13 protein-coding genes are annotated in these 13,445 nt (G+C 71.2%); 5 read left to right on the forward strand and 8 right to left on the reverse strand.

What is annotated here, in order from left to right; genetic code table 11:
- The first annotated feature begins 13 nt into the window (after window positions 1-13).
- Entirely contained in the window at window positions 14-2,158 is a 2,145-nt protein-coding gene (locus tag QSK25_RS06615; protein WP_285634668.1) for a DEAD/DEAH box helicase, read from the forward strand.
- A gap of 31 nt (window positions 2,159-2,189) precedes the next feature.
- On the opposite strand, the gene QSK25_RS06620 is transcribed toward QSK25_RS06615, so the two are convergent.
- Both QSK25_RS06620 and QSK25_RS06625 read right to left on the reverse strand, forming a co-directional pair.
- Window positions 2,190-2,852 (reverse strand): Type 1 glutamine amidotransferase-like domain-containing protein, encoded by a 663-nt coding sequence (locus tag QSK25_RS06620; protein WP_285634672.1) that lies wholly within the window; start codon window positions 2,850-2,852, stop codon window positions 2,190-2,192.
- An 8-nt stretch (window positions 2,853-2,860) separates the two neighbouring features.
- A complete protein-coding gene (locus QSK25_RS06625; RefSeq protein WP_285634675.1) occupies window positions 2,861-3,757 on the reverse strand; it encodes a hypothetical protein in 897 nt (298 codons plus the stop codon).
- Between the two features lie 174 nt (window positions 3,758-3,931).
- On the opposite strand from QSK25_RS06625, the gene QSK25_RS06630 reads away from it, so the two are divergent.
- A complete protein-coding gene (locus QSK25_RS06630) occupies window positions 3,932-4,420 on the forward strand; it encodes a peptidoglycan-binding domain-containing protein (protein ID WP_285634678.1) in 489 nt (162 codons plus the stop codon).
- Window positions 4,421-4,849: 429 nt separating this feature from the next.
- Here the strand turns inward: QSK25_RS06630 and QSK25_RS06635 are convergent, their stop codons facing one another.
- Both QSK25_RS06635 and QSK25_RS06640 read right to left on the reverse strand, forming a co-directional pair.
- Window positions 4,850-6,115 carry a hypothetical protein gene (locus QSK25_RS06635; RefSeq protein WP_285634681.1) on the reverse strand — a complete coding sequence of 422 codons (1,266 nt, stop codon included), beginning with the start codon at window positions 6,113-6,115 and terminating at the stop codon, window positions 4,850-4,852.
- A complete protein-coding gene (locus QSK25_RS06640) occupies window positions 6,112-6,543 on the reverse strand; it encodes a DUF6326 family protein (RefSeq protein WP_285634684.1) in 432 nt (143 codons plus the stop codon). Before QSK25_RS06640 ends, QSK25_RS06635 begins: the two co-directional genes overlap by 4 nt.
- 160 nt (window positions 6,544-6,703) lie before the next feature.
- Here QSK25_RS06640 and QSK25_RS06645 point away from each other — a divergent pair, with 160 nt between their 5' ends.
- On the forward strand, window positions 6,704-7,810 hold the full coding sequence (locus QSK25_RS06645; RefSeq protein ID WP_285634687.1) for a sensor histidine kinase: 1,107 nt from the start codon (window positions 6,704-6,706) through the stop codon (window positions 7,808-7,810).
- Window positions 7,807-8,466 carry a response regulator gene (locus QSK25_RS06650; RefSeq protein ID WP_285634691.1) on the forward strand — a complete coding sequence of 220 codons (660 nt, stop codon included), beginning with the start codon at window positions 7,807-7,809 and terminating at the stop codon, window positions 8,464-8,466. Before QSK25_RS06645 ends, QSK25_RS06650 begins: the two co-directional genes overlap by 4 nt.
- Window positions 8,467-8,470: 4 nt before the next feature.
- Here the strand turns inward: QSK25_RS06650 and QSK25_RS06655 are convergent, their stop codons facing one another.
- Window positions 8,471-9,292 carry a MerR family transcriptional regulator gene (locus QSK25_RS06655; protein ID WP_285634694.1) on the reverse strand — a complete coding sequence of 274 codons (822 nt, stop codon included), beginning with the start codon at window positions 9,290-9,292 and terminating at the stop codon, window positions 8,471-8,473.
- Between the two features lie 44 nt (window positions 9,293-9,336).
- Complete coding sequence (locus QSK25_RS06660; protein WP_285634697.1) at window positions 9,337-10,317, reverse strand: tetratricopeptide repeat protein; 981 nt, start codon at window positions 10,315-10,317, stop codon at window positions 9,337-9,339.
- A 114-nt stretch (window positions 10,318-10,431) separates the two neighbouring features.
- On the opposite strand from QSK25_RS06660, the gene QSK25_RS06665 reads away from it, so the two are divergent.
- The gene (locus tag QSK25_RS06665) at window positions 10,432-11,322 is read left to right on the forward strand and encodes a CPBP family intramembrane glutamic endopeptidase (RefSeq protein ID WP_285634700.1); all 891 of its coding nucleotides are present in this window, start codon (window positions 10,432-10,434) and stop codon (window positions 11,320-11,322) included.
- A 256-nt stretch (window positions 11,323-11,578) separates the two neighbouring features.
- Here the strand turns inward: QSK25_RS06665 and QSK25_RS06670 are convergent, their stop codons facing one another.
- On the reverse strand, window positions 11,579-11,980 hold the full coding sequence (locus QSK25_RS06670; RefSeq protein ID WP_285634702.1) for a hypothetical protein: 402 nt from the start codon (window positions 11,978-11,980) through the stop codon (window positions 11,579-11,581).
- A gap of 55 nt (window positions 11,981-12,035) precedes the next feature.
- Window positions 12,036-13,415: a ferritin-like domain-containing protein gene (locus QSK25_RS06675; RefSeq protein WP_285634704.1), complete on the reverse strand. Its 1,380-nt coding sequence runs from the start codon at window positions 13,413-13,415 to the stop codon at window positions 12,036-12,038.
- Window positions 13,416-13,445 lie beyond the last annotated feature (30 nt).

Raw genomic sequence — 13,445 nt, forward strand, 5'->3', positions numbered from 1 at the left:
CGGAAGGACACGGGTGAGCGACTCGTCGAAGGTCGGCAGGCACGCGCGGGCGGTGCTGGCCGCCGCGGAGGCGTTCCGCGCCGAGGTCGCGGAGGTGCGCGGGGAACCGGACCGGTTGCGGGCGCTCGCCACCGCGCGCTACCAGGCGGTGCGGGACGGGCTCGTGGCCGAACGGCTCGGTGCCATGCCGGTGGACAGGCTCCGCGACACCAGGGCGAACCTGCGGCTGAGCTCGCTGAAGGAGGCGGGGTACCGGACCGTCGCCGACGTCGCGCGGGCGGGCCTGGACCAACTCGACGGCGTGCCCGGCGTCGGCCGGCAGTCGGCCGAGCAGATCCTGGAGGTCGTGCGCGCCGTCGTCGACGGGGTCGTGCGCGACACGTCGGTGCGGCTGAACCCGGACCGGGCCGACCACGCCCAGACCGAACTGGTGCAGCTGCTGTCCAAGCTGCGCAGGGCGAACCAGCTCGTCGGTCCGTTGCGCGAGCCGCTCACCGACGTGCTCGGCAGGGTCGACGCCGACGTGCGGGCCGCGTCCCGCGCGTGGAGCCGGCTGCGGATGTTCTTCTCGACGGGCCGCACCCGGCGGGCCGCCCTCGACTCGCTCGACCGCCTCGAGGCGTTGCTGGCCGGCCGCGACGCGACGGCCCTGCGCGCGGTGGGCGCCCAGCTGCGGGTGCCGGACCTCGATGCCCGTGCGCTGTGGCGCGACTACGAGCTCGACGCGGCCGCCTACACCACCCTGCTCGCCGACCTCGCCGGCCGGGACGCGGCGCCGGATCGCAGTGCCGCCAAGGGTTTCGTGCCGGCCGACATCGAGCACGAGGTCGACGCGACCACACTGGACACCAGCCTGCTGAAGGTGTCGTTGCGCGGCTACCAGGTGTTCGGGGCGAAGTTCGCGCTGGCCCGCAGGCGGGTGATCATCGGCGACGAGATGGGCCTGGGCAAGACGATCGAGGCCATCGCGGTGATGGCGAGCCTCACCGCCGGCGGGCGCACCGGGTTCCTCGTGGTCTGCCCGGCGAGCGTGGTCGTCAACTGGGTCAACGAGATCGCGCGGCACAGCGACCTCGTGCCGCACCGCCTGCACGGCGCGGGCCGTGACAGCGCGGTCGGCGAGTGGCTGGCGCGCGGCGGCGTCGGCGTGACGACGTTCGGCACGCTGCCGAAACTGGTGCTGCCGAAGAAGTTCCGCCCGACCCTCGTCGTGGTCGACGAGGCGCACTACGTGAAGAACCCGGACACGCAACGCTCCCAGGCCGTCAACGCACTGGTGCAGCGCGCGGAACGGGCCATCCTGCTCACCGGCACGCCGATGGAGAACCGAGTCGAGGAGTTCCGCAACCTGGTCGCCTACCTCCAGCCCAGCGTCGCGGCCCGCACCGGTGCCACCGACGCCGTGGTGGGGGCCAAGGCGTTCCGCCGCGTCGTCGCCCCGGTGTACCTGCGGCGCAACCAGGAGGACGTGCTGGGCGAGCTGCCGGAACTGCTGGAGGTCGAGGACTGGGTCGAGTTCGGGAAGCAGGACCGCGGCGCCTACCTCGACGCGGTGCGCGCCGGGAACCTGATGGCCATGCGCCGCGCCGCCTTCACCCCGCGCACCCCCACCGGTTCGGCCAAGCTCGAACGGCTGCTGGAGATCGTCGAGGAGTCCCGCGACAACGGCTGGAAGGTCGTGGTGTTCTCGTACTTCCACGACGTGCTGGACGCCGTCGCGGACCACGTGGAGGACGTCGTCGGCCCGCTCACCGGCGCGACCTCGGCGCAGGGCCGTCAGCAGCTGGTGGACGCGTTCACGGCACGCGAGGGACACGCGGTGCTGCTGGCGCAGATCGAGGCGGGCGGCGTGGGCCTCAACATCCAGGCCGCCTCCGTGGTGATCATCGCCGAACCGCAGTGGAAGCCGAGCACCGAGGACCAGGCGATCGCGCGCTGCCACCGGATGGGCCAGGTCCGCAAGGTGCACGTGCACCGGTTGCTGGTCAAGGACAGCGTGGACGCGCGGGTGCGGGAGATCCGCGACCACAAGACGTTGCTGTTCGACCACTACGCGCGGGAGAGCGACACGAAGCACTCCCACGCGAGCGCGCTGGACTCCGCGGTGTCGGTGGAGCAACGGGTGGTGCTGGCCGAACAGCAGCGTCTGGGGCTCTAGTGGTGTGACTCGGAACGTGGGCGAGGCACCACTAGCCAGGGAACCTGGTCCACTGTCCTTCGGAGACCACCGCGACGGCGTCGTCGACGACCTTGATGGCCGTCTGCTCGTCGATCGCGTAGGCCGGGCCGTCGAGGTCGGCGGCCCACCGCTCGGCGTCGGCCGGGGTGTTCGTGGGAAACGCGTTGAGGTGCGGGAAGATCGAGAAGTCGACTACCCCGAGGGTGCGGTCGTCGGGCGCGGACGGCCACTCGACGAAGTACGAGCCGATCCGGGGCGTCATCACCATGCTGCCGGCGCTCACGCCCACCCAGACCGTGTCGGTCAGCGAGGGCAGCAGGTCGGCCAGCCCTGACTCGCGCATCCAGTGGCACAGGTAGGTCGCGTCGCCGCCGTCGACGAGGAGCACGTCCGCCTGCTGGACCCAGGGAATCCACCGCGACGCCCCGATCGAGGGCAGGGCGGTGAGTTCGAGGACGCCGAGCGACTTCCAGCCCAGGCCGGAGAAGTGCTGCCACCTCGGTTCGGCCGCCACGAAACCGCGCACCGACGCCGGTCCGCACAGCGGATGGCCCCACTGGGCCGTGGGCACGCAGAGGGCGTGGCACTCGGAGATCGGCTTGCCGAGGAGCCCCAGCAGTGCCGAGTGGATGGTCGGGTTCGTGACGCCACCCGAGGTGAGCAGGAGTTTCATGAGCCGCCCTACGAGTACTCGATGTCGAGTTGTGCGAAGCCGTGTGCCTCGAACAACGCCTTTCCGGCCTTCTTGAACGGGTTGCCGCAGTCGACGAACTCGACGCTCGCCAGGTTCGGGCAGTCCAGCAACGCTTCGACGTTCACGATCCTCTTCGAGTTCAGGACGGTCAGCTGGGTCAGCGCGGGCAGCTCCTGGAACACCGCGCAGTCGATCTCGGCGCGGATCCCGTTGAGGCGCAACGACTCCAGCGTCGGGATCGTGGTGAGCCGGGCGATCGGGAAGTCGCGTCCGGTGCCGCCGATCTCCAACGCGCGCAGCGGCGCCACCACGTGGGCGACCACGTCGGAGTTCTTCACGTCCACCACCTCGAGGTGCCGCAACGACGGCAGGTCGGCGAGCTGGCGCAGCACCGCGGCGTCCCCGGACACGTTGGTGCGCAGGAACTCCAGCGGCGGCAGCGGGTCGACCACCCTGGGCAGCCGCGGGGTGGTGAACGAGCTGACCCAGAGCAGCGCGCGCAACGCCGGGAGGGCGGTGTCGGCGGCGAGGGGGAGCGGCGGGGCCTGGCCGTCGTCGTTGCCGATCACGAGCGACGTCAACTCCGGCGACTTCAGGTGTGCGACGAGCCGTGCGGGCACCGTCAGGGATCGCAGGTTCACCAGGTCCGGCAGGTAGGCGGGCAGCACCGCCTTGCTCAGCTGTGCCGTCGTGGGGCACAGGGCGAGGCTGCGGATCCGTGCCCTGTGCTCGGGGCGTGGCGCGCGGCCCCACGGGATCCGGACGGCGCCGTCCTCGACGAGGTGGTCGCACTCGTCGGCGTTGCCGACGCAGAAGTACCCGTCGCGGCCGAACGGGCCGAGGTACCGCTCACGGCTGGTGCTGAAGACGTCGACACCTGTCACGCCGAGCATCATCCAGCACGGGTTCGGACCGTTCGGAAGTGAGGCCCGCCGCCGAACGGAGTAGAAATGCGGTCGCGGCGAAAATCATTGCATTTGCTTCGGAAGTACCCGTGCCTTGGAATGCTTTTGGATGGCATGATGCCGTTAACGGTGACACGTTGTGGCAGGAGAAGGATGAAGCGTTTGTTCAAGGTTGTCGCTGTGGTGTCGTCCGTGGTCGCGTTGACGTTCTCAATGGGAGCGGCCGCGCAGGCTTCGGTGTCCCAGGGCTACATCAGCGGCGCCGGCACCGTGACCGACGACTGGGGTGACGAGGGCGAGCTGTCGCGGTCCACGTTCCCCAACAGCTCCGCGACGGGCATCTGGCAGAAGGTGCTCTACGCGGACGGGTACCTCACCGTCAACGACATCGACTGCCGGTTCGGGCAGGACACCGAGGCGGCCACCAGGAGGTGGCAGGCGGCCAGGAGCCTCGGCGACGACGGCCGCGTGGGTCCGCAGACCTTCGGTCGTGCCGACAACCAGCTCCGGGCCACCAGTGATCCGGAGATCTTCCGGTACGACGGCACCGCCCGCGACGAGTACTTCCTGCGGGTCAACGGTCGTTACGAATTGTTTCCGGGGCATGTCGCGTACTACCGGTCCATCTCGTCCGCGTGCTGACGGACTCGTGTTCGTGAGTTGAACCGGTACTTTTTCTGAACACGAGCGATTCCGGCGGATCCGCGCATTTCGGTCCGCCGGAATTGTCGTGCGCAATTGAAGGCTAATTGTTCACCGCGTCGGGTGCGGGTTGGTCTCGTCGGAGCAGCTGCCGGACCGGGCGGGCCTGGGACGCTCGCGGAACTCGTTGCGTCGCTGGGGGAACGCGCCTGTGCGGCGACCGCGCCACGCTGCCGATCGCGGGTGACGACGAATCCGCCAAGGCCGAGGTGACGCGGTTGCTGGACGCGCTCGGCTTCGACGCGCTCGACCACGGCACCCCGGCCGGCAGCTGGCGCAGCGAGCGCGACATGCCCGCGTACGTCGTGCCGTACCACGAGCCCGCGCCGGAAGGCGCACGAGGCCGTCGGCATCAGCCGGTTCTGAAGGCTATTGCCCGGCCGTCAGCACGGCGACGGTCTCCCGCAGCACCTCGACGACCTCGTTCGCCCGCAGCCGCACCACGCCCTCGCGGTCGCCGACGCCGTCGATGCGCGAGCGCAGCCGGTACCGCACCGTGCCGTCCGGTTCCCTTCGGGCGGACAGGTCCTCGGTGGTGGGACCCCAGCGCCCGAACTCCGCCGAGCGCCCGGCGATGTCGGCCCGCAGCGAATGCACGAACGCGGGCACGTACGCGGTGTTGTCGAACGGCGTCACGACCGCGTTGTCCAGCCACACCGTGCACGTGCGCAGCCGCGGCCCGAGCGGGTCCACCGGTCCGATCTCCACCGCGAACCGCACCCGGTCGCCGATCAGCAGGTCCGTCACACCCCACCGCGCGACGTCGAAGTCGAAGTCGAGCGCCGCGATCAACTCGTCCGTTGTGGACTGATCGAGCGCGAAGGACTCGGGCACGTCCACGAAACCCAGGCGCTCCAGCGCATCGCGGTCGACGACGTCGAGGTTGCGCAGCGCGGGCACGTGCACGCGGTCGGGTCCGGACAGCCGGACGCCGGCCGCGTGCACGCGTGCGGACCGAAGGTGCGGCGCCGAGTGGTCGGCCGCGCCCAGTTCGACGGCGAAACCGCCGCGGTCGCCGTACACCCCGGCCGTCCGCACACTGGAAGCGCTGCGCAACTCGTCGGCCACCGCGCGGTGCCGCACCGGATCGTCGCCGCTCAGCCGGGTGAAACCCCGGTGCTTCGCGATGTCGGCCCGCGCCCCGGTCAGGCCGAGCAGGCCGTTGCCGCAGTGGTAGCGCACCAGGTACTCCGGGTCGAGCACGCCGCGGTGCAGCGCCGCCACCGAGCGAGGTGTGCTCGGCAGCGCCGCGAGTGCCAACGCCGCGTGGATCCGGTCGCCCCAGTGCCCACCGCCTTCGAGCACCGCGACCACTTCGGACACGTGCTCGTCGTCCCCCGTCATCTCGTGCAGCACCTGTGCGATGCGCACCCGGAGCGTGCCCTCGGCCGACGGCAGGGCGGACCGCAGCACCGCCGCGGTGTCCGACGGCGCACGACCGGCGCGGGCCAGCGCGCCCAGCGACTCGACCGCGACGTGGTCACCCTCGCCGAGGCCGGCCCGCAGCATCCGCTCCGCCCGCTCCGGTTCGCGTGCGTGCTCGTTGACGAGGGCGTCGACGTCGGCGCCCTCGTGCCACACCAGGTACGGGTCTCCGAACACCTCACGGCGGAACTCGTGCCACGCGTCGTTCACGCGGCTGAGACTACTGCCGGCCACCTCCACGCGACGCGGGCGACGACGGCCAGGAGCACCGCTTCGGCGAGGCTGCCGAGGATGTAGTAGATCCACGTCTCGCCGATGCACGACGCGAGGATGCTGACCAGGTAGAGGCAGCTGGCCACGATGTTGACCATGCGGTTGACCCGCGGCCTGAGCGTCAACGTCAGCACGACCATGAGGATCGGCGGCACGATGTAGCCGGTGGTCGCGATCAGGAACGCCTGATCGATGACGAACGGCGTGTTCGCCACCCTGCCGTCGAGGACGCCCTGGATGAGGTCGGCACGGAAGAACCCGAAGATGTCGACGTAGGCGAACAGGAACAGCGTCGTGATCCACAGCCCGCAGAGCACGAGCTTCACGTCGATCGGGGTGTCTTGGTACTGCTTCGGTGTCGTCACGGGGCGTGCTCCTCATGCTTGGTTGAGGAGACCCAGTGTCGGCACGCGGGACCGGCGGCACACCAGGGTGACGGCCAGTGCCGCCCTGGCCGTTCGGCCAGGTCCCGGCCTGTCCGCGCGGGTGATCCGCCGGCCCGTCCGACGCCCTAACCTGGTGCGGGTGAGGACGGATCCGGACCGCGGGGGCGACTGGGCGCTCGCCGCGGTGGTGACGGCGGCGACGCTGGTGGAAGTCGCCGTGCGCGACGAGATGACGTGGCGCCCCGCCGGGGTGCTGGCCGGGCTGACGGTGGCGTTCGCGTTGCTGTGGCGGCGAGTCCGCCCGCTGGCCGCCGTGGCGCTGGGGTTCGGCGGGGTGACGGCGATCGACCTGGCGGCGGTGCTCGCCGGTGGCGGGCCCGTTTCGCTGAACGCCGCCTCGTTCTCCCTGCTGCTCGTGTACTCGCTGTTCCGCTGGGGAACGAGCCCGCAGAAGGCGGTCGGGTCGGTGATCGTGCTGCTGGCGTGGCTCGTGGCGGTGACGACCGACTTCCCCGGTGCCGTCGACGCGGTCGGCGGTCTGGGCGTGTTGCTGTTCGCCGCCGCACTGGGCGTCCTGGTCCGCTACCGCGGCATCGTCCGCTCCCAGGAGGTCGAGCGGATCCGGTCCCGCGAAAGGGAGATGCTGGCCCGGGAGCTGCACGACACGGTCGCCCACCACGTGTCCGCCATCGCGGTGCAGGCCCAGGCGGGACGGTTCCTGGCCGGGTCGCACGACCTCGACGGAGCCGGCCAGGCCCTGGAGGTCATCGAGGCGGAGGCGTCGCGCACGCTGGCGGAGATGCGCACGATGGTCGGTTCGCTGAGGCGGGACGCACCCGAGGTGCTCGTCCAGCGCGGCCTCGCCGACATCGAGGACCTGGTTGCGGTGCAAGGGGATCAGCGGTTGCGGATCGACGTCGAACGGTCCGGCGACCTCGCCGGCCTGCGCCCGTCGGTCGAGGCGGCGCTGTACCGGGTCGCCCAGGAGTCGATCACCAACGCGCAGCGGCACGCCCGGCACGCGAGCAGGGTGCACGTGCTCGTGGACGGCGGCACCGACGCGGTGCGGCTGAGCGTCAGCGACGACGGTGAGCGCGGGCTGTCGAACTTCCGCGTGCCGGGCTACGGACTCGTGGGCATGGCCGAACGCGTGACGCTGCTCGGCGGCACCCTCGAAGCGGGGTTCGGCCCGGACCACGGCTGGACCGTCCACGCGGTGATCCCGAGACGAGAGGCGCTCGCATGAGCATCCGCGTGATCATCGCCGACGACCAGGACATCGTCCGGGCGGGACTGACCACGATCCTGAACGGCCAGCCCGGCATCGAGGTGGTCGGTCAGGCCGCCGACGGCACCGAGGCCGTGGCGCTCGCCCGCAGGCTGCGCCCCGACGTGTGCCTGTTCGACATCCGGATGCCGCGCCTCGACGGCGTCGAGGCCACCCGCCTGCTCGCGGGACCCGACGTCGAGGACCCGCTGGCCGTCGTCGTCATCACCACCTTCGACACCGACGAGAACGTCAGCGGCGCGCTGAAAGCCGGCGCGAGGGGGTTCCTGCTCAAGGACGCCGGGCCGGCGCTGCTGGTCCAGGCCGTGCACGCCGCCGCCGAGGGCGACGCGCTGATCGTCCCCAGCGTCACCGCCCGCCTGCTCGCCCGCTTCGCCGACTCGGCGCCCACCTCGAGGAGGCGGGCCGAGCCGCTCGTCGCGCTGACCGACCGGGAGGAGGAGGTCGCGCTGACCGTCGCGAGAGGACTGACCAACGCCGAGATCGCCGACGAACTCCACATCAGCCTCAGCACGGTCAAGTTCCACCTCGCGAGCCTGATGACCAAGATCAGCGCCCGCAACCGCGTCCAGATCGCCATCTGGGCCTACGAAACCCGGCGTGTCAAGCCCTGACCGGTCAGTCGCTCTGCCCGAGGAGCTGCCCGGCGCGTTCGACGCAGCGCTGCCGGGCGGGGGAGAAGTCGTACGGCATCTTGTGGAACGCCTCGTAGGCGCTCATCACGACCTCGTGCTCCACGTCGTCTTCGCTGTCGAAGAGCGCCTCGTCGCCGGCGTCCAGCCCGGCCGCCACGACGGCCCGTTCCACCGCTTTGAGGTGGGCGAACCGCTGCTGGGCGAGCTCTTCGACGCGCGGGTCGTCCGGGTCGACGCCGTCGTCGAGGGACGCCTCGGTCGCGTCGAGGCGGTCCTCCTCGGCCCGCAGTTCCGGATGGGTGGCCAGCACGATGAACGAGCTGGCCTGGATCGCGGCGGCGACCGGCCCGAAGATCCGTTCCGTCACCATCAGAGCATCCACATCGGACGGTCGCACCGCGCCGGGCGGCAGGTCCGCGAGGCGGTCCGTCACGAGTTCCGACAGCAAGCCCAGCGGGCTGCCCACGGCCCGCAGGCGCCGCACGGCCGCGAGCTGGCGCCGGATCTCGGCCTCCTGCGCGGTCAGGGTCTCCTCGAGGCGGCGCAGGTTCTCGTCCATGTCCCGCGCGTCGTCGAACGAGGCCCGCACGTCGCCGAGTCCCACCCCGGCCTCCGTCATCCTGCGGATCCACAACAGCCGGATCATGTCGTCGTAGCCGTATCGGCGGCGGCCGTCCGCGCCCCGTTCCGGCTCCCGGAGCAGGCCGATCTGGTGGTAGTGGCGAATGGCCCGCGGGGTCGTCCCGGCGAACGCGGCGGCGTCGCCGATCTTGACCTGACGGGGCGGTGTGAAGGAGAGCTGCATCGGTGCCTTTCGCGCTGTGGTGCCTTCAAGGACAGCACATGCCGCTACGTCACCTGCAACTTCAGCCGCCGCGCCTCGGCCACCAGGCCGGCCGGCAGGCCCGGACCGGCGCAGGCCTGGTCGATCAGCATGCGCCGGTACGGCTCGTTCCGCACCAGGGGCGCCACCTCGACGAGCGCGCGCAGGTCGTCGGGCGAGCCGGTGAGCCGCGTCCGGTAGGCGGCCGCGGCCGCGCGCAGAGCGGGTTCGGACGGCTCGTGCGTCAGGCCCTGCTCGGCCGAGCGGACCGCGGCGGCGAAGTCGCCCCGAGCGGCGTGCAGGTCGGCCAGGTCGAGGTGGACGGACCAGTTCGGCGGGTCCAGCTCGACGGCCCGTTCGAACGCGACCGCCGCCTGCTCCAGATCGCCGAGCTTGCGCCAGGTGCCCGCCCGGACGACCTCGGTCATCACGGACCGTTCCACCGAATCGGCCTGGTCGCACAGCGCGAACGACTCGTCGGTGAGCCCGCAGCCCCGCAGGAAGATCGCCATCTTGGCCAGCGCGTCCGCCGACGGCCGCCGGGCGCGGACGGCGTCGACGGCGTCGAACCACGGCCGCAGCCGTTGCCGCATCGGCGCGCTGTCCAGGTCGTGGCCACCGTCGAGCGTGCGCAGCGCGGCCTCGGCGAACGCGTCGGCGCTGACCGCGCCGAGGAACCGCTCGTCGCTGAACCAGGGGGCCGCCGCCCACGCGATGTCGGGCTGCACCCCCGTGACCGAGCCGAGCATCATCGCCGCGGCGTCCGCGTCACCCTCGAGGAAGCTGACGTACGACTGCGCCACCGCCTCCCGCAGTGCGGGGTCTCGCAGGACCTCGGCCAGCTCCGCCGGCCTGTCCCGCCACCACTGCGCCACGATCGCGTACGGCTCCGGGTTCGCCGGCTCGGCGGCCACCGCGCCGACCACGTACCGCACGGCCTCCGCCAGGTCGCCCCCGCAGTGCGCCATGACCTGCGCCATGACCATCCCACGCGCTGCTCGTTTCACGGCTGGAGCGTACGCGCGATCGACGCCCCTCAGCGCGTGGTGGAGCAGGCTCCACCCGGAGAACGCCCCTTGACCGCACTGACGCGCACAAGGTGGATTCCTAGTGTTTCCCGCATGACCCCGACCCCCACCGTCGCTGCCGGGAACCGTTGGCAGGCAACGGTTCAACGCTTTCCGCTGATCACCTTCTTCGCCCTCGCCAACGGCATCAGCTGGCTGGCGTGGCTGCCCTACGTCCTGTCGCTCGACGGGTTCGGCGTGCTGCACTTCCGGTACCCGGACCTGCTGATGGGCAACCAGCTCACCGCGATCCTGCCCGGCGCGTACCTGGGTCCGCTGACCGCGGCGTTCACCGTCACCGCCGTCACCGAGGGCAGGGAAGGCCTGCGGCGGTGGCGCAGGCGGCTCTTCCAGTTCCGCGCCGGCGTCGGCTGGTACGCGTTCGCGTTGTTCGCCGTTCCCGTCGCGGTCCTGCTCGGCACGATGGCGGCGACGGACGCCGAAGGCCTCCGCACCCCCTCGCTGATGGTGCTGGCCGTCTACGTCCCGATGCTGGTGCTCCAGTTCTTCACGACCGGCCTGGCGGAGGAACCGGGCTGGCGCGACTTCGCGCTCAGCCGCCTGCAGCAGCGGCACCACCCGATGGCCGCCACGTTCATCCTCGGCGTCCTGTGGACCATCTGGCACCTGCCGCTGTTCCTCACGCCCTGGGGCGGCCCGGACGTCACGGCCGAGACGATCGTCCGCTTCGCCGTGATAGCCCTGGAGATGAGCTTCCTGATCACCCTGGTCTACAACAAGGGACGCCAGAGCCTGCCCCTGGTCATGCTGTTGCACTGCTCCATCAACAACTTCCAGTCCGTCGCGTTCTCCGAGTTCTTCCCGGACGCCGGCGAGCAGGCGTTGTGGGGCCCCGCGCTCGGGCTCGGCGTGCTGACCCTGGTCGTCGTGGCGGTCACGAAGGGACGGCTCGGCTACACCGCGGAGCCGCGAGCCGAGGTGTGACACACCCTCCCGCGGCCGTCTGTGCGGACCTGGCGTCGAGATCATGAACGACGGACGAGCGATCGAGGCTCTGCACAAGCGCTGGGTGTTCGGCTGGGACCGCCGTGCCGGGGACGCGCCGTTCGACTTCCGCGGCGCGTTCGGCGAGTTCTACGACTTCGGCTCACCGGACCTCCGGCTCTACGACGACTTCGACCCCGGACACCGGGTGGCGACGACCTCGCCGGTCTGGCGCAAGACGCCGGATTCCACCGGGTCACTTGGGGTGGCGGACTCCGGCGTAGAGCACCGTGCCCCCGGCGAACGCGGCCGCCAGACCCGCCCAGCCGCGCTGGTTCGCCGCCAGCACCGCCGGGTCCTGCTCGAGGCTGCCGGCCGTGGTCCCGGTCAGCAGTGGCAACGCGAAGAGCAGCGCCCCGCCGAGGAGCGCGACCACCGCCACCGCGACCGCCCACGCCGGCAGCGTCGGGTCGTCGAAGTTGAAGCCGCCTCTGGTCAGGAACACCGCCGCCACCATGAGAGCCAACGAGATCACCGTCAGCACGAGGTTCGCCGATCTCGGCAGCAGCGGGCTGCCGGTGGCGAAACTCGACAGGACGACGACGGCGTCGAGGACGACCACCACGAGCGCGGCCCACTGCAGCGGCACCAGTTTCATGCCTCAGCAGCCTAGGGTGCCGCGGATCGTGCCGGGGTGCGAACGCGGCCCCTGATCAGTTCCGCAGGGTCGGCGGCACGTACTCGAACGTCGGGCCCGCCGTCGCCGTGCCGTCCGCCAGCGGCATCATCATCAACGCCTGGGCCTGCGCCTTCACCTGGTACATCGTCCCGACCGTGGCACCGAGCCGGGCGGGCTCGCCGTTGAACGCCTGCTCCAACTCCTGCAGCAGCCGGCAGTAGGTGACGTTGAACCGCTCCTGCGCGAGGCGGATCTCGCTGCCCTCCGGGTGATCGCTGGTGCGGGGGTCGGGCCGCATCGGCATGACGGCGTCGAAGTCGACCGCGATCGCCTCGCCGGTCGGACCGGACTGCGGCGTGTCCCCGGTCTGGTAACGGCGGCCGTGCTTGAGTTCCTGGAACCGGTAGTAGTGCGCCACTTCCTCCCGTTCGGGGTGGAAGACGTCGCGGTCGCCGTCCCACACGTCGGTCCGCGCGGCGCCCTCACCCTGTTCGGTGATCTCGGTCAGCGCGGCCAGCGCGGACTTCAGGTCGTGCACCGGGAGGACCGCGCCACCGCCGCCCCGCAGGTGGAACTCGCCGACCTGCCGTGCCGGATCGCCGCTGAACACGGCCTCCTCGCCCAGGTCGTCGCACAGCCGGCGGAGGCCCTGCTCGACGGCGGCGTAGAACTGCCCGATCGTCTCGTAGGAGTCGGCTTCCGGTGGCGCGTCGACCGTGGCGGGCTGTTCGATCCGCAGGAACGTCTCCAGTGCCTCCGGTCCGAACGGCGTGAGGTGCACCTGGAACGAGTTGTCGCTGTGCGGCAACGGATGCGGGTACGCCGGGAGCAACGCGGGGGAGTCGAGCCGCGGGGTGCCGCCGACCGCGTTGAGCAGGTTCGCCGCGAGTGCGAGGTGCAGCATCTCCTCGGCGAGCACGCTGCCCACGACCTGTGCGGCCTCGGCGTTGCGGCCCGGGTCGAGCGAGTACAGCGCGCACAGGTACGGCGGGATCGTCGAGTGCTCCAGTTCGACCGCCCACTGCAGGTGGCGGCGGAGGTCCTCCAGCGACTCGATCCGGGTGGGCGGCCTCAGTTCCACCACCACTCGGTACGACGCGGGCTCGGAGGTGACGTGCAGGCCGGACTCGTCGAACAGGCGCCGCAGCGACGCCTGCCACACCGGGTTGCCGACGGCCTCGTCCAGTTCGCCGCCCGACCTCCACTCCGCGACGTGGACGAACCGCGCGTCCGGTCCGTCGCCGAGGGGCGCGTGCAGGCGGGAACGCACGAAGCCGGGCTGGGCCGACATGATCCGCGCGTTCTCCTGGTACGCCTCGACGAACTGCTCGGCCTCGCCGGCCGGCACGGTGTAGTTCTTGATCACGACGACCGGCTCGTTCGTGCCGGTGGCCGACTCCAGGGATTGGCTCACGTTCAGGAAGACAGGACAGCCCCCGAGCTT

Origin of the sequence: Lentzea sp. NBRC 102530, assembly GCF_030269365.1 — a bacterium.
Classification (GTDB): Bacteria; Actinomycetota; Actinomycetes; order Mycobacteriales; family Pseudonocardiaceae; genus Lentzea.